General features: G+C 68.8%; 18 protein-coding genes. 7 read left to right on the top strand and 11 right to left on the bottom strand.

Going from position 1 to position 20611, the window contains the following annotated elements:
* Nucleotides 1-68: 68 nt before the first annotated feature.
* From ACFPZ3_RS32380 to prcB, 3 genes are all read right to left on the bottom strand, one after another.
* On the bottom strand, nt 69-593 hold the full coding sequence (locus ACFPZ3_RS32380; protein WP_379518090.1) for a hypothetical protein: 525 nt from the start codon (nt 591-593) through the stop codon (nt 69-71).
* A 290-nt stretch (nt 594-883) separates the two neighbouring features.
* Nucleotides 884-1687, bottom strand: a complete 804-nt coding sequence (prcA, locus tag ACFPZ3_RS32375) for a proteasome subunit alpha (protein ID WP_379518089.1) — start codon at nt 1685-1687, stop codon at nt 884-886.
* 21 nt (nt 1688-1708) lie between these two features.
* Entirely contained in the window at nt 1709-2557 is an 849-nt protein-coding gene (gene prcB, locus ACFPZ3_RS32370; RefSeq protein WP_379518088.1) for a proteasome subunit beta, read from the bottom strand.
* A gap of 235 nt (nt 2558-2792) precedes the next feature.
* Here prcB and ACFPZ3_RS32365 point away from each other — a divergent pair, with 235 nt between their 5' ends.
* From ACFPZ3_RS32365 to ACFPZ3_RS32345, 5 genes are read left to right on the top strand one after another with little or no spacing between them, the layout of a single operon-like run.
* Nucleotides 2793-4160 carry an extracellular solute-binding protein gene (locus ACFPZ3_RS32365; protein ID WP_379518087.1) on the top strand — a complete coding sequence of 456 codons (1368 nt, stop codon included), beginning with the start codon at nt 2793-2795 and terminating at the stop codon, nt 4158-4160.
* Nucleotides 4135-5043, top strand: a complete 909-nt coding sequence (locus ACFPZ3_RS32360) for a carbohydrate ABC transporter permease (RefSeq protein WP_379518086.1) — start codon at nt 4135-4137, stop codon at nt 5041-5043. The genes ACFPZ3_RS32365 and ACFPZ3_RS32360 overlap by 26 nt, the downstream gene beginning before the upstream one ends.
* 10 nt (nt 5044-5053) lie before the next feature.
* Nucleotides 5054-5872 (top strand): carbohydrate ABC transporter permease, encoded by an 819-nt coding sequence (locus tag ACFPZ3_RS32355; protein WP_379518085.1) that lies wholly within the window; start codon nt 5054-5056, stop codon nt 5870-5872.
* Nucleotides 5869-7134: an ABC transporter ATP-binding protein gene (locus tag ACFPZ3_RS32350; protein ID WP_379518084.1), complete on the top strand. Its 1266-nt coding sequence runs from the start codon at nt 5869-5871 to the stop codon at nt 7132-7134. Before ACFPZ3_RS32355 ends, ACFPZ3_RS32350 begins: the two co-directional genes overlap by 4 nt.
* A 45-nt stretch (nt 7135-7179) precedes the next feature.
* Complete coding sequence (locus tag ACFPZ3_RS32345; RefSeq protein ID WP_379518128.1) at nt 7180-8205, top strand: DNA polymerase IV; 1026 nt, start codon at nt 7180-7182, stop codon at nt 8203-8205.
* A gap of 9 nt (nt 8206-8214) precedes the next feature.
* Here ACFPZ3_RS32345 and ACFPZ3_RS32340 read toward each other — a convergent pair whose 3' ends face one another.
* Complete coding sequence (locus tag ACFPZ3_RS32340; RefSeq protein WP_379518083.1) at nt 8215-9066, bottom strand: endonuclease VII domain-containing protein; 852 nt, start codon at nt 9064-9066, stop codon at nt 8215-8217.
* A gap of 185 nt (nt 9067-9251) precedes the next feature.
* Nucleotides 9252-9461 carry a ubiquitin-like protein Pup gene (locus ACFPZ3_RS32335; RefSeq protein WP_379518082.1) on the bottom strand — a complete coding sequence of 70 codons (210 nt, stop codon included), beginning with the start codon at nt 9459-9461 and terminating at the stop codon, nt 9252-9254.
* A 146-nt stretch (nt 9462-9607) separates the two neighbouring features.
* Here ACFPZ3_RS32335 and ACFPZ3_RS32330 point away from each other — a divergent pair, with 146 nt between their 5' ends.
* The gene (locus tag ACFPZ3_RS32330; RefSeq protein ID WP_379518081.1) at nt 9608-10012 is read left to right on the top strand and encodes a hypothetical protein; all 405 of its coding nucleotides are present in this window, start codon (nt 9608-9610) and stop codon (nt 10010-10012) included.
* Between the two features lie 134 nt (nt 10013-10146).
* On the opposite strand, the gene dop is transcribed toward ACFPZ3_RS32330, so the two are convergent.
* From dop to ACFPZ3_RS32300, 6 genes are all read right to left on the bottom strand, one after another.
* Complete coding sequence (gene dop, locus ACFPZ3_RS32325; RefSeq protein ID WP_379518080.1) at nt 10147-11664, bottom strand: depupylase/deamidase Dop; 1518 nt, start codon at nt 11662-11664, stop codon at nt 10147-10149.
* Nucleotides 11665-11750: 86 nt separating this feature from the next.
* On the bottom strand, nt 11751-12830 hold the full coding sequence (locus ACFPZ3_RS32320; protein ID WP_379518079.1) for an acyltransferase family protein: 1080 nt from the start codon (nt 12828-12830) through the stop codon (nt 11751-11753).
* 66 nt (nt 12831-12896) lie between these two features.
* The gene (locus ACFPZ3_RS32315) at nt 12897-13925 is read right to left on the bottom strand and encodes a pyridoxal-phosphate dependent enzyme (protein WP_379518078.1); all 1029 of its coding nucleotides are present in this window, start codon (nt 13923-13925) and stop codon (nt 12897-12899) included.
* Nucleotides 13926-13973: 48 nt separating this feature from the next.
* A complete protein-coding gene (hypF, locus tag ACFPZ3_RS32310) occupies nt 13974-16211 on the bottom strand; it encodes a carbamoyltransferase HypF (protein WP_379518077.1) in 2238 nt (745 codons plus the stop codon).
* A 237-nt stretch (nt 16212-16448) separates the two neighbouring features.
* The gene (arc, locus tag ACFPZ3_RS32305) at nt 16449-18212 is read right to left on the bottom strand and encodes a proteasome ATPase (protein ID WP_379518076.1); all 1764 of its coding nucleotides are present in this window, start codon (nt 18210-18212) and stop codon (nt 16449-16451) included.
* A gap of 204 nt (nt 18213-18416) precedes the next feature.
* Nucleotides 18417-19268: a tRNA (adenine-N1)-methyltransferase gene (locus ACFPZ3_RS32300; protein ID WP_379518075.1), complete on the bottom strand. Its 852-nt coding sequence runs from the start codon at nt 19266-19268 to the stop codon at nt 18417-18419.
* Nucleotides 19269-19323: 55 nt separating this feature from the next.
* On the opposite strand from ACFPZ3_RS32300, the gene ACFPZ3_RS32295 reads away from it, so the two are divergent.
* Nucleotides 19324-20412, top strand: coding sequence for a GNAT family N-acetyltransferase (locus ACFPZ3_RS32295; RefSeq protein WP_379518074.1), 1089 nt, complete (start codon nt 19324-19326; stop codon nt 20410-20412).
* Nucleotides 20413-20611 lie beyond the last annotated feature (199 nt).

The following is a 20611-nucleotide window of genomic DNA, read 5'->3' as shown; positions in this document are numbered from 1 at the left end:
CCGCCCGGCCTCGTATGACCCGCTTCGTCCCCGCGCCCGCCCCCACGGGGCGCGGGTGCCGTGGCGTGTCAGGGGGTGAAGATCTCCTGAACCTTGACGATCTTCCCCTTGTGGACGGTGATGAGGGCGGGGATCCTCGCGCGGTTGTGCCGCTTGATCAGCACGTCGCGGGAGCAGCGCTTGGCGCCGAGCCCCGTGCTGTGACTGACGGTCAAGCCCGACATGTCGGACTTGCAGCCGTACGCGGACAGGAAGGTCACGTCCTTGGCCACGGGCGAGGCGTACGCCGTCACGTCGCCCTCACGCGGGCCCACGAAGTTGCCCTCGGTCTTGGTGCCCTTCTTCCACTTGATGGGCTCGTACTCGGCCACGCCGCTCCGCACGTAGGTGATCCAGCCGCGCAGGATGCCGTTGTGGCGGGAGCTGATGTGCTTGGTGAAGTCGTGCCCGGGGTCGGACTGGAAGGTGGTGCCGAAGGTCTTCGGCGCCTCGTACTTCGGGTACGCGGTGGCCGCCTCGGCCGCCACGCCTGAGGTCAGCATCACGGCCGTAGCCGCACCGGCCGCCAGGAGGCCACGTAGTGGAGTGTTCACGGATCTTAAGATCCTCGATCACTCACTGCGGTTCGTACAGACCAGTGTGATACAGGTCACACTCCACCCAATAACCACCACCCCACCCACCCCTCACTCCACCACCCTCACCACCCACCGCCCTCACCGGCCGACCTCACTCCGCCGCCCTACCGGCCGCCTACCGGCCGCCCTACCGGCCGCCTGTCCACGCCACCCACCCACCGCCCGAGGTTCCAACCCCTGAGCCGCAATAGGGCCGGAAACGGCAGTGAGGGCCGCCGTAGCAGCCCTCACCGGAAAGTCCGCGCCTACAGCGGCGAGGACCCGTCGTCCACGTCCCCGTCACCGTCAGGCCCCGTGGGAGGAGGCGGCCCGGTCGGCGCGTCGTCCGGAGAAGAGGCCGGCGGGGTGGCGGCGGGCGGCGGGGTGGTGGTCTGGGCGAGCAGCCGCTCCAGCCGTGCCCCGGTCAGCCGCAGGAACTTGCGGTGCTCCCGGTTCCGGTCGAGCACCGCCACCTCCAGCTGCCCCAATGGCGGCCGCTCCCCGCCCGGCTCGGTCAGCGCTGTCAGCGCCACCTCCAGCGCGTCGGCCAGCGACATCGACTCCCGGTAACGCTCCTTCAGCCGCGCCGCCACCGCCTCGGCCTGGCCGCCCATGGCCGCGAAGCCGTGCTCGTCGAACACCGACCCGTCGAACGTCAGCCGGTAGATCGCATCGCCGTCCTTCGTCTCGCCCACCTCGGCGACGACGACCTCCACCTCCAGCGACTTGATCGACTCGGTGAAGATACGGCCCAGATTGGAGGCGTAGAGGTTGGCCAGGCCGCGCCCGGTCACGTCGGAGCGGTCGTAGGTGTAGCCGTTGATGTCGGCGTAGCGGATGCCGCCGAGGCGCAACTCCTCGAACTCGTTGTAGCGCCCGACAGCCGCGAAGCCGATGCGGTCGTAGATCTCGCTGATCTTGTGCAGCGCCCGGGAGGGGTTGGGCGCGACGAACAGGACGCCGTCCACGTATTGGAGCACGACCACGGAACGGCCTCGCGCGATGCCCTTGCGCGCGTAGTCGGCCTTGTCCCGCATGATCTGCTCGGGGGACGCATATCCGAAAGGCATGGACACAGTGGTGATCCTTTGCTAGCGCAGCGGGGCGATGGGACCGTCAGGCGAGATCAGGCGAGCCTCGAGCATCTGCTCGACGTAACCGGCGACCTGCTCCTCGCCCAGCCGGCGGAAACCGTCGCCGTCGATCACGGACACGATCGGCCAGATCTTCCTGGTCACATCGGGCCCGCCGGTCGCCGAGTCATCGTCGGCCGCGTCGTAGAGCGCCTGGATCAGCGTCATCGCCATGTCGTCGGCCGACGCGCCGTCGCGGTAGAGCTTCTTCAGCGACCCCCGTGCGAAGATCGAACCGGACCCGATCGCGTCGTACCTCTCCCGCTCGTAAGGCCCGCCCGCCACGTCGTAGCTGAAGATGCGCCCCTCGTCCTTGTCCGGATCGTAGGCGGCGAACAGCGGCACCACCACCAGCCCCTGCATCGCCAGCGCGAGGTTGCCCCTGATCATGGTCGCCAGCCGGTTGGCCTTGCCGGCCACCGACATGGTGCGGCCCTCGAGCTTCTCGTAGTGCTCCAGCTCGACCCGGTAGAGGCGGGCCATCTCGATGCCCGTGCTGGCCGTGCCCGCGATGCCCATGCACGAGTAATCGTCGGCGCGGAAGACCTTCTCCACGTCACGCTGCGAGATGATGTTGCCCGACGTCGCCCTCCGGTCGCCCGCCATGACCACACCACCGGCGAAGGTGGCCGCCACGATCGTGGTCGCGTGCGGAACCTGGTCGCCGATCGGGGTGGCCAGCACCTCATCCCGCCGCGGCAGCAAATCAGGCGCGTAAGAGCTGACGAACTCCGTGAACGAGGCACTCCCGGTGTTCCGGAAAAGCTGATTCGCCAAGCCGACGGGCAGATCCCTGTGCGATGCCACGCGACTCCCTCCAAACGTTCAGTGTTCCTAGGGCGACCCTACTCATGTTGGGTTGCTGTCTGCACTTCCCACGATCAGCTCACGGCGAACCACCCCCGCCACGCTTACCGAAAGACGGCATTGCTGACCGAAAGGCGGCTTTCGAGCGGTAGGTCCGTGTTCAGATCGTTTCTTTACGGCCGCCACCGCCCATGCGATTGTCGGTATGTCTGCACGTCCTCAATCGGAGGCCGACATGCGACTCCCCAGCGGACCCGCGCTGATCGGGGCGATCGCCGTACTCGCCCTCACCTCCTGCGGCACCGGCACGAGCTCCGGCGGGGGCAGCACCAGCCTCACCATCGCGGCCAACTCCATCGAGGGCGGCAAGAACTCGGAATCCGCCCAATGGATCAAGCAGTGGGTGATCCCCGAGTTCGAGAAGACCCATCCCGGCGTCAAGGTGCTGTTCCGGCCCAGCGGCGTCGACGACGAGCAGTACAAGACCAAGATCGCGCTCGACCTCAAGTCGAGGACCGGCGCCGACGTCATCGACCTCGACGGCATCTGGGTCGGCGAGTTCGCCCAGGCCGGCTACCTCAAACCCCTCGCCGACATCGGCGGCGCCACCGTCGGGCAATGGGAGGGCTGGGCGCAGATCCCGCAGGCCGTACAGGGGCTGGGCATCTTCGACGGCAAGAAGTACGGCCTGCCCCAGGGCACCGACGGCCGCGTCCTGTTCTACAACAAGACCCTGTTCAAGAAGGCCGGCCTGCCCGAACCCTGGCAACCGGCGAGCTGGCAGGAGATCATCGACGCCGGCGCCAAGCTGAAGGCCGCCGGCGTGCCCACCCCCATCCAGCTCGACGCGGGCACCGCCATGGGCGAGGCCACCACCATGCAGGGCATGCTCCCCCTGCTCGCCGGCGCCGGAGCCGAGATCTACGCCGACGGCAAATGGAACGGCGCCTCCCAGGCCATGAAGGACGCCCTCGGCCTCTACCAGCAGATCTACGGCGGCAGCGGCCTCGGCGACCCCAAACTCCAGCAAGAGGCCAAAGGCCGCGACAAGTCCTTCGCCCAGTTCGCCGCCGGCAAGATCGGCATCCTCGCCGAAAGCGACTACTTCTGGCGCTCCGTCGTCGAACCCCAGGCCGGCGTCGCCCCCATGAAGGACCGCGACCAGGTCGTCGGATACACCAAGATCCCCGCCAAGCAGCCCGGCGGCGGCATCCGCGGCCAGGACTTCGTCAGCATGTCAGGCGGCGCCGTACGCGTGCTCAACCCGTTCTCCAAGAACCCCAAGCTCGCCTGGGACCTGCTCGCCTTCATGCACTCGGCCCCCGCCACCAAGGCGCAGCTCGCCGGACAGGTGCGCATCAGCGCCCGCACCGACGTCAACGACGAGGTCCTCACCGCCGACCCCATGCTCAAGTACATCGCCGACGAGGTGCTCCCCCTCACCGCCTACCGGCCCGGGCTCGCCGTCTACCCGCAGGTGTCCACCGCGCTCCAAGAGGCCACCGCGGCCGTCGTCAGCGGCAGGAGCGCCGACGAGGCCGCCACCGCCTACCAGGGCAAACTGGAGGGACTGGTCGGTGGCGCGGCCAACGTCGGCGGCTGACGCCGCCGGACTCGGCCGGGGCAGGGCGGTCGCGTTCGTCCTGCCCGCCCTCGTCCTCATCGCCGTCTTCCTGATCTTCCCCGCCCTGTGGACCATCTACCTCGGCCTCACCGACTACCGCCTCACCGGCCTGGCCGCCGCCAACCCCCAGGTCGTCGGCCTCGACAACTACACCGACGCCCTCGGCGACCCCCGCTTCCTGTCCTCGCTCCAGCTCACCATCCTGTACGTCGGCGGCTCGGCCGTCATCGGCCAGGCCGGCCTCGGCTTCACCCTCGCCTGGCTCCTGCGCACACGCACGGGACCCGTCCGCCGCGCCGTCGAAGGCGTCGTCCTGCTGTCGTGGATCCTGCCCAGCACCGTCGTCGGCTTCCTCTGGTTCGCCCTGCTCGACCGCGACGACGGCACGCTCAACGCGCTCCTGCACACCCCCGGATTCGCCTGGCTGCTCGACTACCCACTGCTGTCGATCATCATCTTCAACGTGTGGCGCGGCACCGCGTTCTCCATGATGCTCTACTCGGCCGCCCTCGAGAACGTCCCGCCCTCCCACCTGGAGACCGCCCGCCTGGCCGGCGCGAACGTCCCGCAACAACTACGCGACGTCGTCTTCCCCCGCATCAGACGCCACATCCTGACGAACCTGCTGCTCATCAGCCTGTGGACGTTCAACGACTTCACGCCGTTCGTCCTCACCGGCGGCGGCCCCGAGGGCCGCTCGGAGATCCTGCCCGTGTACGTCTACCGCGTCGCCCTCAGAGACGGCCGGCTCGGCGTCGGAGCCGCCATCTCCTTCCTCATCCTGCTCATCAACCTCATCTTCGCCCTCGCCTACCTGCGGCTGCTCCGCAGCCGGCGCAGGCAGCGGGAAGCGGCCTCATGAACGAGCAAACATGATCCGCCACACCCTCGGCAGACTCGCCGCCACCGTCGTCATCGCCGTCGTCCTGGCCTTCTTCACCCTCCCCATGCTCTGGCTGGCCAGCGCCCCCTTCGACGCCACCCCCACCATCACCACCTCCATCCCCGAGTTCACCCTGCGCAACTTCTACGCCATCCTCGACAACCCCTACGCGCTCGGCTCCATCCGCAACTCCCTCATCCAGGGCGGCGGCGCAGCCGCACTCGTCGTCATCCTGGCCGCACTCGCCGCCTACGCCCTGTCCCGCGTCCGCGTACCCGGCCGCGACGCCCTCCTGTACGTGCTCCTCCTGCTGTCATCCGTCGTCACCGGCACCGCCGCCATGGTGCCCATCTTCGAACTCGCCACCCGGCTCGACCTCATCGACACCCACCTCGGCGTCATCCTCGTCGTCTCCGGCGGCCTCCTGCCCGCCGCGATCTTCATACTCAAGGACTTCATGGACGAGACCCCCACCTCGTACGAGGAGTCCGCCCGCGTCTTCGGCGCCTCACCCCTGCAGATCCTGCGCCACATCGTCGTCCCCCTCGTCAGGCCGGGCCTGGCCACCATCGCCGTCTGGGCCCTGGCCAGCGTCTGGGGCGGATTCCTGTTCCAGTTCATCCTCCTGCGCGACCCCGACAAGGCGCCCGGCTCCGTCATCCTCTACACCCTCTACACCGAAGGCGGCGCCCCCAAGCTCGACCTCATCTCCACCTTCTCCCTGCTGTACTCCCTGCCCGTCGTCGCGATGTACCTCTTCGTCTCCCAGCGCTACGGCTTCCGCTTCCACGGAGGGATCAAACGGTGATCTCCCTGCACGGCCTGACCAAGGTGTTCCCCGGCGGAGTCCACGCCCTCGACGACATCCACCTCACCATCGGCGACGGCGAGTTCTTCGCCCTCCTCGGCCCCTCCGGCTGCGGCAAGACCACCCTCCTGCGCACCATCGCCGGCCTCGAGACCCCCACCGCCGGCCGCGTCCACATCAACGACACGGACGTCACCCCGCTCCCCCCAGGCGACCGCGACGTCGCCATGGTCTTCCAGGACTACGCGATCTTCCCCCACATGGACGTCACCGCCAACATCTCCTACCCCCTGCGCATCAAGAAGGTCCCCCGCGCGGAACGCACCGCCAAGGCCGCCGACGTCGCCTCCCGCCTCAGCCTCACCGAACTCCTCCACCGCCGCCCCGCCGAACTCTCCGGCGGCCAGCAACAACGCGTCGCACTCGCCCGCGCCATCGCCTGCCACCCCACCGCCTTCCTCTTCGACGAACCCCTGTCCAACCTCGACGCCCGGCTCCGCCTCGAAGCCAGGACCTTCCTCAAACGCCTCCAGCGCGAACTCGCCGTCACGACCGTCTTCGTCACCCACGACCAGGCCGAAGCCCTCGCCCTCGCCGACCGCATCGCCGTCATGTCCCACGGGCGCATGATCCAGGTCGGCACCCCCGCCGAGATCTTCCACCGCCCCGCCACCACGTTCGTCGCCTCCTTCATCGGCTCCACCCCCATGAACCTCCTCCCCGCCCACGCCACCGCGACCGCCCTCCACGCCGCCGGCGCCACCCTCCCCCTCCCCACCGGCCTCTCCCCCGGCGATCAGCTCACGTACGGCGTACGCCCCGAATACATGGACCTGTCCCCCACAGAACGCCCCGACGCCTTCCCCGGCGTCATCTCCGTCCTGGAGAACCTCGGCACCCACACCCTCGTCACCCTCGAAACCCCCGGCACCACAGAAACCGCCCCCTGCACCACAGAGCTCACCGCCAGCACCACCAGCACCACCGGCACCATCGAGACCACCAGCACCACCAGCACCACCGAGACCACCGAGACCACCGAGACCGCCGAGACCGCCGAGACCGCCGAGATCGCCGAGATCACCCCCGGCACCCCGACCGGCGCCACCAGCACCTCAGACACCACCGACGGAACGCCAGGCCCCCTCATCCAGCTCGTCGTCCCCGAAGGCCACGAACCACCCCTCGGCACCCCCGCCTGGGCCGTCCCCCGCCGCGCCCTCCTCTACCGCGACGACACCCTCCACACCACCCTCCCCTGACACCCCGCCCCGCCCCGCCATACTGGACACCATGGGCGCCAGGACCTGGATACCCACCTCGACCTCGACCAGTTCATCGCCGCCGTCGAACTCCTGCGCCACCCCGAACTCCGCGGCATACCCGTCGTCGTCGGCGGCTCAGGCGACCCCACCCAGCCCCGCACCGTCGCCGCCACCGCCACCTACGAGGCCCGCGAACACGGCATCCACTCCGGCATGCCACTGCGCACCGCCCTCAGACGCTGCCCAGAGGCCGTCTTCCTGCCCAGCGACCCACCCGCCTACGAGGCCGCCTCAGAACGCGTCATGGCCGTCCTGCGCGAATTCCCCATCGCCGTCGAGGTCTGGGGCTGGGACGAAGCCTTCCTCGGCGCTACCACCGACAACCCCGAAGCCCTCGCCGCCGACCTCCAGCACGCCGTACGCGCCCGCACCCACCTCGACTGCTCCATCGGCATCGGCGACAACAAACACCAGGCCAAACTCGCCTCAGCCTTCGCCAAACCCGCCGGAATCCACCGCCTCACCAGCGACAACTGGGCCGAGACCATGAACGAGCGCCCCACCGACGCCCTCTGGGGCATCGGCGCCAGGATCTCCAAGAAACTGGCCGCCCTCGGCCTCCACACCGTCGCCCAGCTCGCCACCGCCGACCCCGCCGACCTGGCCCGCCACTTCGGCCCCACCAACGGCCCCTGGTACCGCTACCTCGCCCTCGGCAAAGGCGAAGCCGAAGTAGTCACCACACCCTGGATCGCCCGCGGCCACAGCCGCGAAACCACCTTCCAGCACGACCTCACCGACCGCGCCGACCTCGCCTACCACGTCACGACACTGGCCGAACAAGTCACCCAAGACGCCAGAGAGGCCGGCCGCGAGATCACCAGGGTCACCGTCAAGGTCCGCACCACCCCGTTCCTGACCCGCACCCGCCAGTCCACCCTCCCCGCCCCCACGACCGACCCCGCCACCATCACCCGGACTGCCCTGACCATCCTCGACCGCCACGACCTCACCCGCCCCGTCCGCCTCCTGGGCGTGGCCGTCGACTACACCATGCCGGACCAGTGACCCCGGACCTCAGTTGAAATCGGCCCGCGTCACCCGCCGATAAAACTCAGACCGAAGCTCCTCATCAGCCCGAACCAACCCCTCGAGCTCCTCATCGGAGACCTCGGTCTCCCCGTAATCCTCAACGGTCGCCTCGACATACGAAAGCGCCCGCCACACCACCCCCGGATCATCCCGGAACTGCCCGATCCCGGTATTGCACGGCAAACACAACGCATACCGCACAGCACCGGTCCGATGACAATGATCCACATGCTCCGGCGGCCGATCCCAGCACACCACACACAACCCGTGCTGAGCCGAGATCATCCGCTCGACATCCTCATGCCGCACCCGATAACGCTGCGACAGGTGATAAGTCCGCGAGGGCGCCGCAGAGACATCACCACGGGCCTCCGGAAGCACCACGAACTTCGGCCAGAGCACCTCCCCGTCCAGATAGAGCGCGGCCAGCTCCAGCAACACGAGATTGTCACCGAAGTGCCCAAGCCCGTTGTTGCAGTTGAAACAGAGCACGCCCCGAACCTGCCCGGTCTCGTGACTGTGATCGACGAACGTGCCGGGGACGACCCCGCAGATGGCGCAGAGCCCGCCCTGCTGGGCGAGCATGCGCTCAAAGTCGTCCTCGGTGATGCCGTAGCGGTATTGGAGCAGATAGTTCCGCTCGCTCCCGTGATTCTTGATCTTGTTCTCGCGCATCACGAGCGTGTGGCACACCTTGCAGTAAGCGGTCAGCCCGGACTTCTCCGCTCGGTTGCGCCCAAATTCCTCAACGGCCTTGATCTCCTTACACCGAGGGCAGTATTTGCACCCTTCCGGAACGAGGACCGCTTCACGTACCGTTTTCCCCTGTTCGCTCAAGCGCTTGCGATAACTCTGGGTGGACCGTCTCCGAAAACAGACCTTGCAGTACATCGCAAGCCCATCGGGCCTGCGCTTATTGCGCCCGAACCCGGAGACGGCCTTAACCTCCCCGCAGTCCGGACACAGCTTTGCCTCCTCCGGCATTTCCACCCGATTTACCCCTTTTAAATGTCCGTTTTGCCCTACTCTCCGCCCTTTTGGACGTAGCTGCGCACGAACTCCTCTGCGTTCTCTTCGAGAACTTCGTCGATTTCGTCCAGAATCGCGTCGACATCGTCAGTGAGCTTCTCCTGCCGCTCCTGAACCTCCGGTGCCGCCGAAGCCTCGGTCTCCTCGACTTCGTTCTCGCGCCGCCCGGTCTGCTTCTGCCCGCCGGTGTCCTTCGTTGCCATGTCCTACCTCCGCACTGGGGGACTGCCTCTAGGCATATCTTCCCCGAACCGAGCGACATTTCGCGCCGATCGCCCTGCGATCTTGCCGGGTTGACTAGATAGCCTTCCTATCCAACAATGAACCCCCGTACTCACAGGAGGTTGAGATGTCCCCTTCGTCCCTGAGCGCAGCAGGTGTGCTCCTCATCACAGTCCCGCTGGTGGCCTTCGGCGGCGTGTCACTGCTGTCGTTCCTGATGCGGAACGTCCCGGGCTATCTGGACAACCCGGTGCGCCGCGGCCTGTGGCGCGCGGGCCACGCTCACGCGGGTGTGCTGGTCCTGTTCGCTCTGGTGGCGATGGTGTACGTGGACCAGTCGGGCCTGCCGGAGGGCGGCAAGGCGCTGACGAGGACGCTGATCGTGGCGGCGCCGATCCTGATGCCGCTGGGTTTCTTCCTGTCGGTGGTCCGGCCGGGCGACACGAAGCCGAGCAGGCTGATCTGGCTGACGGTGGCGGGCGGCGTGTGCCTGGCGGCGGGCACGCTGACGCTGGGGATCAGCCTGCTGTGACGGGCACGCTGACGCTGAGGTCAGCCTGCTGTGACGGGTATGACGGGCATGCTGACGCTGAGGTCACCCTGCTGTGACGGGCATGGCTGGCACGCTGACGCCGGGGTCAGCGTGCTGTGAGGGGCGCGCGGGGGTCAGTCGCCGGTGCCGGTGAGGGCGGCGACGAGGTCGGCGGCGGTGCGGCAGCGGTCGAAGAGTTCGCCGACGTGGGCCTTGGTGCCGCGGAGCGGCTCAAGGGTGGGGACGCGCTGGAGTGACTCCCTGCCGGGGATGTCGAAGATGACGGAGTCCCAGGAGGCGGCGGCGACGGATTCGCTGTATTGGCGCAGGCATCGGCCGCGGAAGTAGGCGCGGGTGTCGTTGGGCGGGTGTTCGACGGCGCGCTGGACGTCGTCTTCTGTGACGAGGCGTTGCATGCGTCCGCGGGCGACGAGGCGGTTGTAGAGGCCGCGGTCGGGGCGGATGTCGGAGTATTGCAGGTCGACGAGCTGGAGCCGGGGGTGGGACCAGGCGAGGCCGTCGCGGCTGCGGTAGCCCTCGAGGAGTTCGAGTTTGGCGACCCAGTCGAGTTCGCGGGAGAGTTGCATGGGGTCTTCGGCGAGGCGGGTGAGGATGGACTCCCAGCGGTCGAGGATGTCCTTGTTCATCTCGTCTTGCGCGGTGCCGCGTTCTTCGACGTATTTGCGGGCCTGTTCGAGGTATTCCATCTGGAGCTGGACGGCGGTGAGCTTGCGGCCGTCGCGCATGGGGATCTCGTAGCGGCAGCTGGGGTCGTGGGAGACGGCGCGGAGTGACTGGACGGGGTTTTCGACGGCGAGGTCGCGGGTGAGGAAGCCTTCTTCGATCATGGCGAGGACGAGCGCGGTGGAGCCGAGCTTCAGGTATGTCGAGATTTCCGACATGTTGGCATCGCCGATGATCACGTGCAGCCGCCGGTACTTCTCCGGGTCGGCGTGGGGCTCGTCGCGGGTGTTGATGATGGGCCGCTTGAGTGTGGTCTCGAGCCCGACCTCGACTTCGAAGAAGTCGGCGCGCTGGCTGATCTGGAAGCCTTCGCCGCGTGAGTCCTGGCCGATGCCGACCTTGCCGGCGCCGACGACGACCTGGCGGGAGACGAAGAAGGGGGTGAGGTGCCTGACGATGTCGGCGAAGGGGGTGGCGCGCCGCATCAGGTAGTTCTCGTGGCAGCCGTAGGAGGCGCCCTTGGCGTCGGTGTTGTTCTTGTAGAGCTGGATGGGCGCGTTGGAGGGGATGGCCGAGGCGCGCGTGGCGGCGTCGTACATGACCCGCTCGCCTGCCTTGTCCCAGATCACGGCGGCCCGGGGGTTGGTGCATTCGGGCGAGCTGTATTCGGGGTGGGCGTGGTCGACGTAGAGCCGAGCGCCGTTGGTGAGGATGACGTTGGCGAGCCCGAGGTCCTCGTCGGTGAGCTGGCTGGGGTCGGACACCTCCCTGGCCAGGTCGAAGCCGCGCGCGTCGCGGAGCGGGTTCTCCTCCTCGAAGTCCCACCGCGCTCTGCGCGCGCGGGCCGCCGAGGCGGCCAGGTAGGCGTTCACGACCTGTGAGGAGGTCACCATCGCGTTGGCGCCTGGCTGACCTGGTACGGAGATGCCGTATTCGGTCTCGATGCCCATCACCCGACGCACCGTCATGCAACACCCTCTGTTCGTCCGGGTCTGTCTATCCGCCGTTTATATGCCCGAGCCTATGCCCTTCACAGTGCCCCAGGGCCACAGAGTTATGGCACCGACGTCTTTTCAACCTGTACGGCGGGAGCTGGTGGGGTTTGTGTGGGTCTGCGGGGCTTGAGTAGCCGCTGGATGGGGCGTTCGGCAAAGGAGTAGACGATATACGACACGAGAATCGCGGTCAGTGCCGTGATCGTGACGACGGCCCACGGGGGCAGGTCGCCGGTGAGCAGCGGGATGAGGGCCACCGCGACGGTGCTATGGAACAGGTAAAGCGGGTATGTGGTGCCCCCGAGAGCGGTGAGCGCCTTGGAGGGTTTGAGGCGGAGCAGGCCGAGGGCGACGAGGGCGGTCACGACGTAGATCAGGGTGATGGCGATGATCACGCCGGTGTCGGTGACGGGCATGTTCTTGAACCCGGCGAGGTCGATGCGCCGGTGTACGCGGTCGAGCGCGGAGCCGATGGACAGGCCGTAGCCGGCGGCGACGTAGAGCCAGGGCAGCCAGGCGTTTCCGTGCTTGTGTATGAGATAGAGGGACATGCCGGCGATGAAGTAGGGGGCGTAGTCGGGCATGACGATCTCGTCGACGGTGGCGTTGCCGAGTAGTCCGGCGCCGATCACGGCGGCCAGCCAGACGCCGGCGAAGACCAGGACGCGCCGGTACGTGACCCCGATGATCACGAGGATGGCCATGAGGAGGTAGAAGCGGAGTTCCGCCCAGAGGGACCAGTAGACGCCGCTGGCATCTGTGATCTTGAACAGCCGCTGGAACATGGTGGCGTTCAGCAGGTATTCACCTGGTGAAAGTTTTGGGTCGAGCGGCTTGGCGCCGGTGAGGCCGTAGAGGGCGGCGATCGCGGCGAGGCTGAGCCAGTACGCGGGGTAGAGGCGGACCAGCCGGGATCGGGCGAAGGCGCCGAGGCCGCGTCCCCAGACGGACATCAGGATGACGAATCCGCTGATGATGAAGAACAACTCGACGCCGAGGATGCCGAGCCCGGCGATGGGCGCCAGGGCCGGGAACAACTCGGCGGGCCTGTCTCCCCAGACGGAGGCGTACGCGACCAGGTAGTGGAAGGAGACGACGGCCAGTGCGGCGAGAAAGCGCAGCAGGTCGAGTTCGGCCAACCGGCCGTCTCCCCGAGCGTGCCTGGGCCGGTTGGGTTGATGCACGCCCCTTAGACGTACATTTGATCACGCCGGTTCCACTGGTCCCTCTGTTCCCACGAGCAACACGCGTGAGGCGTCGTCGAGGCCGAGCGCGGCGCGGCCGGTGGGGGTGAGGGCGAGCAGTCCCGCGGCGCCGGCGGCGCCGCAGTCGGACAGGGCGACGCCGTGGCCCGCGAGCAGGCGTGCCGCCTCGGCCGCCTGGCCGTCGGTGATGGTCAGGTAGAGGTCGGCGAGGTGGTGCAGGAGGCCGTGGGCGAGCAGCGAGGGTTCGCGGCAGTCGAGCCGGCCGAGGGTGGTGTGGCCGCCCCGGACGTGGACGGGCCGGCCGGCGCGGGCGCTCTCGATGAGGCAGGGCGAGCCTTCCGGCTCAACGACGACGATCTTGGGCTGTTCGCCCCACCGGTCCCGTGCGTACCCGGCAGCGGCGGCGGCCAGCCCGCCCACGCCCGCCTGGACGAACACGTGCGTGAACGCCGTGCCCGCGTCCGCGATTTCGTCGAACAGGACGCTGTAGCCGCGCATGACGTCCAGAGGGACGCCGGTGTAGCCCTCCCATGAGCTGTCGGCCACGAGCCGCCACCCGTGCTCCTGAGCGGCCCGCAGGGCGGCCGCCATGCTGGCGTCGTAGTCGCCGGCGCTGCGCCGCACCTCGGCGCCGAGGGCGCGCAGCCGCCGGGCGAACGCCTCGGGGACGTCCTCGCCGAGGTACACGACGCAGGCCACGCCCGCGTCGGCCGCTCCGGAGGCGACGGAGATGCCGTGGTTGCCGGCGCTGGCGCAGACGAACGGCGGGCCGCCGGGGTCGCGCCCGGCGAGCAGGTGCACGGCGTACGCGCCGCCGAGCGCCTTGAAGCTGCCCAGCCCCATGCGGCCGCTCTCGTCCTTGACGTACGCGGCCAGGGTCCCGGCCAGCCCGGGGATGGTGTGCACGGGCGTGGGCCGGTAGGCCGGGTGCCGGGCGAAGTGGGCGCGGGCCTGGCGGGCGTGCTCGATCCCGATGAGCGCGCGGTCGTGCGCGGTGTACGGGGCGCGGGCCGGGTTGAGGTACTCCATGATCGCCATGCTAGGCGCGGGCCTGCCGCTCCCCCTGGAGCCCTGCCGCTAGGAGCGGGCGGCGGCGACGGCGGCCTGGCCGAGGCTGATGCCGCCGTCGTTGGGCGGCACCCGTACGTGCCTGAGCACCCGGAACCCGGCCGCCCGCAGCCGTTCGACGGTGCGTTCGAGCAGCAGGACGTTCTGGAAGACCCCGCCGGACAGGGCCACGGCGGTCAGGCCGGTGGCCTGCCTGAGGGTGACGCAGGCGCGGGTGATGGCGGCGGCGACGCCGTTGTGGAAGCGGCCGGCGATGACGCCGGGGTCGGTTCCTGCGGCCAGGTCCTCGGCGACGGCTCGGACGAGGTCGCCGCCTTGGACGAGCAGCGGGCCCGGGCCGGTGACGGCGGCGGGGTAGACGCCGGTTTCCGCGGGGTCGGCGCGTTGTTCGAGCTCGATGGCGGCCTGCCCCTCGTACGTGATCGTGTCGCGCACCCCGAGCAGCGCCGAGACGGCGTCGAACAGGCGCCCGGCGCTGGAGGTGAGAGGCGAGCCGGGTGCGGCGGCGACGTCGGCCCAGTGGTCGGCGTGGCGTCTGGCCACGTCCAGGTCGGGGTGGTCGTCGCGCAGGTAGGCGGCGGCCATGCGCCAGGGCTGCCTGATCGCGGCGGGGCCGCCGGGCATGGGGACGCAGGCGAGGTGGCCGAGGCGTTCGAAGCCGGTCAGGTCGGCGCGCAGGAACTCCCCGCCCCAGAGGGTGCCGTCCGTGCCGTGCCCGAGCCCGTCGAAGGCGACGCCGATCACGGGGCCCGATTCGCCGTTGTCGGCCAGGCAGGAGGCGATGTGGGCGTGGTGGTGCTGGACGCCGACGTGTTCGACGCCTTGGATCTCCAGGGCGTGCCTGGTGGACAGGTAGCCGGGGCGCAGGTCGTGGGCGACGATCTCGGGGCGGATGCCGAACAGGCCGCAGTAGTGGTCGATGCCCTCGACGAAGGACCTCAGCGTGTCGTGCTTGTCCAGGTCGCCGAGGTGCTGGGAGACGAACGCGCGCCTGCCCTGCGCCAGGCAGAAGGTGCTTCTCAGGTCGGCGCCGCAGGCGAGCACGGGTCTGGGGGCGGGTCTGCGCAGGACGAGGGGCTCGGGGGCGTACCCGCGGGCCCGGCGCAGCACGGTGACCTCGCCGGACATGCGCCGCACGACGGAGTCGTCGGCGCGGGTGTGGATGGCGCGGTCGTGGATGAGGAAGGCGTCGGCGATGCCGCCGAGACGGGTGAGCGCGTCGGCGTCCTCGTACGCGATGGGCTCGTCGGAGACGTTCCCGCTGGTCAGGACGAGGGGTTCGGCGAGTTCTGCCAGCAGCAGGTGATGCAGGGCCGTGTACGGCAGCATCAGCCCGAGGCTGCGGTTGCCGAGCGCCACGGATGTGGCCACGGGGGCGCCGGCGCGGCGGGGCAGCAGCACGATGGGCCGGGCGCGGCCGGTGAGCAGCGCGGCCGCGGCGTCGTCGATCTCGCACAGCCGGCGGGCCTGGGCCAGGTCGGCGGCCATGACGGCGAACGGTTTGTCCTCGCGGTGCTTGCGGGCGCGCAGCGTCGCGGCGGCCCGCTCGTCGGCGGCGGCGACGGCCAGGTGGAAGCCGCCGAGCCCTTTGACGGCGACGACGCGGCCGGCGCGCAGCAGCGTGACGGCGCAGGAGATGGGGTCGCCGCACAACTCGGTGCCGCGCGCGTCGCGCAGCCGCAGCCGGGGGCCGCAGGCGGGGCAGCAGGTGGGCTGGGCGTGGAAGCGGCGGTCGCCGGGGTCGTGGTATTCGCGGGCGCAGTCGTCGCACATGCCGAACCCGGCCATGGTGGTCAGCAGCCGGTCGTACGGGACTCCGCGGACGATCGTGAAGCGTGGCCCGCATTCCGTGCAGTTGATGAACGGGTACCGGTGGCGGCGGTCGGCGGGGTCGGCCAGTTCGCGCAGGCACGCGTCGCAGGTGGCGGAGTCGGCCGAGACGAGGGCGTGGCGCGTTCCCGAGGGGTCGCTGGCGGCGATGGTGAACTCGCTGTGCCCGGCGGGCTCGCCGCTGACGACGGTGACCCGCTCGATCTCGGACAGGGCGGGCGCGTCGCGTTCGAGGGCCGTCAGGAACTCCGCGACTCCGGTGTGCGCTCCTTCGACCTCGATGTGTACGCCGTTGGCGTCGTTGTGCACCCTCCCTGTCAGACCCAGCCGGTTGGCGAGCGAGTAGACGAAGGGTCGGAAGCCGACCCCCTGGACGATGCCTTCGACGTGCACGTCCACTCGTTTGAGCGTGGTCACAGGGCCAGTGTGCGCCTCATCGGGGTGACGCGCATGCGTATCCGCCGTGTCGCCGCGCGTCCCCCCGGGGAGCTTCCCGACCTGTCCGGAGCAACCGGACACCCCCCGCAACCGCCCAGCCCTCCGGCCGCCGCCCGTGACGTACCGCGGGCCCGGAAAGGCGGCCCGGAAGGCGGCCCGGAAAGGCGGCAGGGCCGCGCGGTCGATGCCGCGTGGCCCTGCCGTCCCAGAGGTTTTCTACAGGTACTGGCCGGTGTTGGCGACGGTGTCGATGGACCGGCCGGCTTCGGTGCCCTGCTTGCCGGAGACGAGCGTGCGGATGTAGACGATCCGCTCGCCCTTCTTGCCGGAGATGCGGGCCCAGTCGTCGGGGTTGGTGGTGTTGGGCAGGTCCTCGTTCTCGGAGAACTCGTCCACGCAGGCCGTGAGCAGGTGCTGCACCCGCAGGCCCTTCTGGCCGCTTTCGAGGAACTGCTTGATGGCCATCTTCTTGCCCCGGTCGACGATGTTCTGGATCATCGCGCCGGAGTTGAAGTCCTTGAAGTAGAGGACTTCCTTGTCGCCGTTGGCGTAGGTCACTTCGAGGAAGCGGTTCTCTTCGCTCTCGGTGTACATGCGCTCGACGACGCTCTGGATCATCCCCTGGATGGTGGCCTCGCGGGAGTCGGTGTGCTCCGCCAGGTCATCGGGGTGCAGGGGCAGCTCGGAGACCAGGTATTTCGAGAAGATGTCCTTGGCCGCCTCGGCGTCCGGCCGCTCGATCTTGATCTTGACGTCCAGGCGGCCGGGCCGCAGGATCGCCGGGTCGATCATGTCCTCGCGGTTGGAGGCGCCGATGACAATGACATTCTCCAGGCCCTCGACGCCGTCGATCTCCGACAGCAGCTGAGGGACGATGGTGTTCTCCACGTCGGAGGACACGCCGGAGCCTCGGGTGCGGAAGATCGAGTCCATCTCGTCGAAGAACACGATCACCGGGGTGCCCTCTGAGGCCTTCTCGCGGGCTCGCTGGAAGACCAGGCGGATGTGCCGCTCGGTCTCGCCGACGTACTTGTTGAGCAGCTCCGGGCCCTTGATGTTGAGGAAGAAGCTCTTGCCGGACTGGCCGGTCTTCTCCGCGACCTGCTTGGCCAGGGAGTTGGCGACGGCCTTGGCGATGAGCGTCTTGCCGCATCCGGGCGGGCCGTAGAGCAGCACGCCCTTCGGGGGACGGAGCTTGTGCTCGCGGAACAGGTCGGCGTGCAGGTAGGGCAGCTCGATGGCGTCCCTGATCTGCTCGATCTGCCGCATGAGGCCGCCGATCTCCTCGTAGGAGATGTCGGGGACCTCTTCGAGCACGAGTTCTTCGACTTCGGACTTGGGTATGCGCTCGTAGACGTAGCCGGAGCGAGGTTCGAGCAGGAGCGAGTCGCCGGCCCTGATGGGCTGGCCGACCAGCGACTCGGCCAGTCGCACGACGCGTTCCTCGTCGGCGTGCGAGATGACCAGGGCCCGCTTGCCCTCGTCGAGCAGTTCCTTGAGCATCACGATCTCGCCGACTTCTTCGTAGCCGAGGGCTTCGACCACGTTGAGCGCCTCGTTGAGCATGACCTCCTGGCCACGGCTCAGCGAGTCGACGTCGACGGCGGGGCTGACGTTCACCCGGAGCTTGCGGCCTCCGGTGAACACTTCGATCGTGCCGTCTTCTCTGGCCTCGAGGAAGGTGCCGAAACCGGATGGCGGCTGCGCCAGCCGGTCGACCTCCTCCTTGAGGGCTACGATCTGGTCCCTGGCCTCCTTGAGGGTTGCCACCAGGCGCTCGTTCTGGCCTGTCACGGCCGCGAGATTCGCCTGTGCCTCATGAAGACGCTCTTCGAGGACCCTGGCCTGACGGGGTGACTCGGCCAGTTTCCGCCTCAGCGCTGTGATCTCCTCCTGGAGGAAGGAGACCTGTGTTGAAAGATCAGCGACCTCCCGTTCGCGCTGCGCGGCTCGAGCCTCAGCATCATCGCGAGCTGCCACGCCCCGTCACCTCCTTCCCAGTCGAGGGCGACTACTAAGGACCTTACCTATCTCGGGCCCCTCCGTAACCTGGCCGGGCAGTGTTCGTCGAGTGACATTCAGTATTCGTTGAATAATCCCCAATAGTGCGTTTAATACTCCCAGCATATGAACACGGCGATCTGTTCCCGTGTCACGCACGAACGCACCCTCGTGGCCAAATTGTCATAGTTCCTCGGTGGTCCCCTTCGGTCGTCGACGGCGCGGCGGCGGGGTCACGCCGTCGGCCATGCGGCGGGCGGCGACGAGGAATCCGGTGTGGCCGATCATCCGATGATCGGGTCTTACCGCGAGCCCTTCGACGTGCCAGTCGCGAACCAGGGTCTCCCACGCCTGCGGCTCGGTGAAACACCCGTGATCGCGAATCGCTTCCACTGTCTTGGACATCTGCGTGGTCGTGGCCACGTAACAGCAGATCACACCGCCTGGCGTGAGAGCCTTGGCGGCGGCGTCGACGCACTCCCAGGGGGCGAGCATGTCGAGGATGACGCGGTCGACGTCGACCTCGTCGATGGAGGCCACCAGGTCGCCGACGACCAGGCGCCAGTTGTCGTCCATGGGGTCGCCGTAGAACTTCTCGACGTTCTTGCGCGCCACGTCGGCGAACTCCTGGCGCCGCTCGTAGGAGGTGACGTGGCCCTCGGGGCCGACGGCGCGCAGCAGGAAGCAGGTCAGGGCGCCCGAGCCGACCCCGGCCTCGATGACGCGGGCGCCGGGGAAGATGTCGGCCATGCCGACGATCATCGAGGCGTCCTTGGGGTAGATCACGGCGGCGCCGCGCGGCATGGCGAGCGTGTAGTCCTGCAGCAGGTGGCGGAAGGCCAGGTATTGGGTGCCGCTGGAGGCGCGCACGACGGAGCCTTCAGGCTGCCCGATCAGCTCGCTGTGCGGGATGGCGCCCTTATGGGTGTGGAAGACGCCGTCCTCTTTGAGCGTGATCGTGTGGCGCTTGTTCTTGGGGTCGGTGAGCTGCACCTGATCCCCCACCTGGAAAGGCCCATGCCTGCGGAAACCCATGGCCGCAAGGGTATAGGGCTTTCGAGCCGGTCCGGGCGCGCGATATCTATGGGGGATGTTCCCGCGCGACGTGATCTCAACCGGTCCCCTGATCCTCCGTCCCCCGGTGGAGGCGGATGCCGGGCCGATTGTGAGGATGTGCGGCGATCCGGTGACGGCCAGGTTCATGCCGCTGCTGCCGTCGCCGTACGAGCTGGAGCACGCGCTGGCCTACGTCAAGAACGCGGTGGCCAGGTGGGAGGACGGCGGGGCCGAGTACACGATCACGGAGAACGGGCGGTTCGCCGGCTCGATCGGGGTGCGCCCGCCGGATCGGTGGGGGGCGACGTCGGTCGGCTACCTGGTGGCGCCGTGGGCCAGGGGCAGGAACGTGGCGGCGACGGCGGCCCGGGCGGTGACGGACTGGCTGTTCGATCATGGCGTACGCCGGGTCGAGCTGCAGGCCGAGGTGGAGAACGTGGCGAGTCTGCGGGTGGCGTACAAGGCGGGGTTCCGCGAGGAGGGGCTGCGGCGGGACGCCAAGCAGCTGCGGGACGGGCGCTTTGTTGACTATGTGCTGTTTGCCCGATTGGCCGGGGAGGTGGAGGTCCCGGAGCCGTACCTGCCGCTCTTCGAGGGCGGGGAACTGGGCGACGGAGTGGTGCGGCTGGTGCCGATGGCGCCCGGGGACGCCGCGGACTTCCATCGGATGATGGCCGAGCCGAGTGTGGCGGCGTACTCACTGGGGCCGCCGACCTCGCTGGAGGACGATGAGCGGCGCTGCCGGTACACCGGCTACTGGTGGATGTCGGGGCAGCGGGTGGAGCTGACGCTCAGGGACGCGGTGTCGGGGGCGTTCGCGGGGCATCTGCAGATGATGCAGGTCGCGCCCGCGCTGGGGCAGGCGATGATCGGCTACTCGCTGGTGCCCGGCTTCCGCGGCAGGGGGTTCATGACGCGGGCGGTACGGCTGCTGGTGGACTGGGCCTTCGCGCACACGGCCCTGCACCGGATCGTGGCCGGGACCGACGAACGGAACACCGCCTCGCACGCCGTTCTGGAACGTGCCGGGTTTCACCGGGAGGGCGTGCACAGGCAGTTGCTGCCGAAGCCGGACGGCACCCGGGCCGATGACGTGCACTGGGCGCTGGTGCGGCCGTCGTAGGCGGAACGGGTCCGGGGTCCGAGGCGCGGCGGGGGCGGTGTTGCGGCGGGGCCGGACGGATGGCCGGAATGGGTAAAAATCCCGATTTCCTGTTGGAGGCTAGTCAAGGGCCGCGTCGAGGGCGATAGTCAGGGCACCCGCAGGCGAGTTTCGCGCGATCGGGCCGCGCGATCTCGCCCCCTCCGCTCCGAGGGGTCAC

It is taken from the genome of Nonomuraea insulae (assembly GCF_042656245.1).
The sequence above is the reverse complement of the archived record's forward strand: the minus strand, read 5'-3'. Positions and strand labels throughout refer to the sequence as shown.

Bases quoted from the DNA above. Each gene is read 5' to 3' on its own strand.
- prcA (WP_379518089.1), bottom strand. From the start codon at position 1,687: ATGCCTTTCGGATATGCGTCCCCCGAGCAGATCATGCGGGACAAGGCC.
- ACFPZ3_RS32365 (WP_379518087.1), top strand. From the start codon at position 2,793: ATGCGACTCCCCAGCGGACCCGCGCTGATCGGGGCGATCGCCGTACTC.
- ACFPZ3_RS32355 (WP_379518085.1), top strand. From the start codon at position 5,054: ATGATCCGCCACACCCTCGGCAGACTCGCCGCCACCGTCGTCATCGCC.
- ACFPZ3_RS32335 (WP_379518082.1), bottom strand. From the start codon at position 9,461: ATGGCAACGAAGGACACCGGCGGGCAGAAGCAGACCGGGCGGCGCGAG.
- ACFPZ3_RS32330 (WP_379518081.1), top strand. From the start codon at position 9,608: ATGTCCCCTTCGTCCCTGAGCGCAGCAGGTGTGCTCCTCATCACAGTC.
- dop (WP_379518080.1), bottom strand. From the start codon at position 11,664: ATGACGGTGCGTCGGGTGATGGGCATCGAGACCGAATACGGCATCTCC.
- ACFPZ3_RS32315 (WP_379518078.1), bottom strand. From the start codon at position 13,925: ATGGAGTACCTCAACCCGGCCCGCGCCCCGTACACCGCGCACGACCGC.
- ACFPZ3_RS32300 (WP_379518075.1), bottom strand. From the start codon at position 19,268: ATGGGTTTCCGCAGGCATGGGCCTTTCCAGGTGGGGGATCAGGTGCAG.
- ACFPZ3_RS32295 (WP_379518074.1), top strand. From the start codon at position 19,324: ATGTTCCCGCGCGACGTGATCTCAACCGGTCCCCTGATCCTCCGTCCC.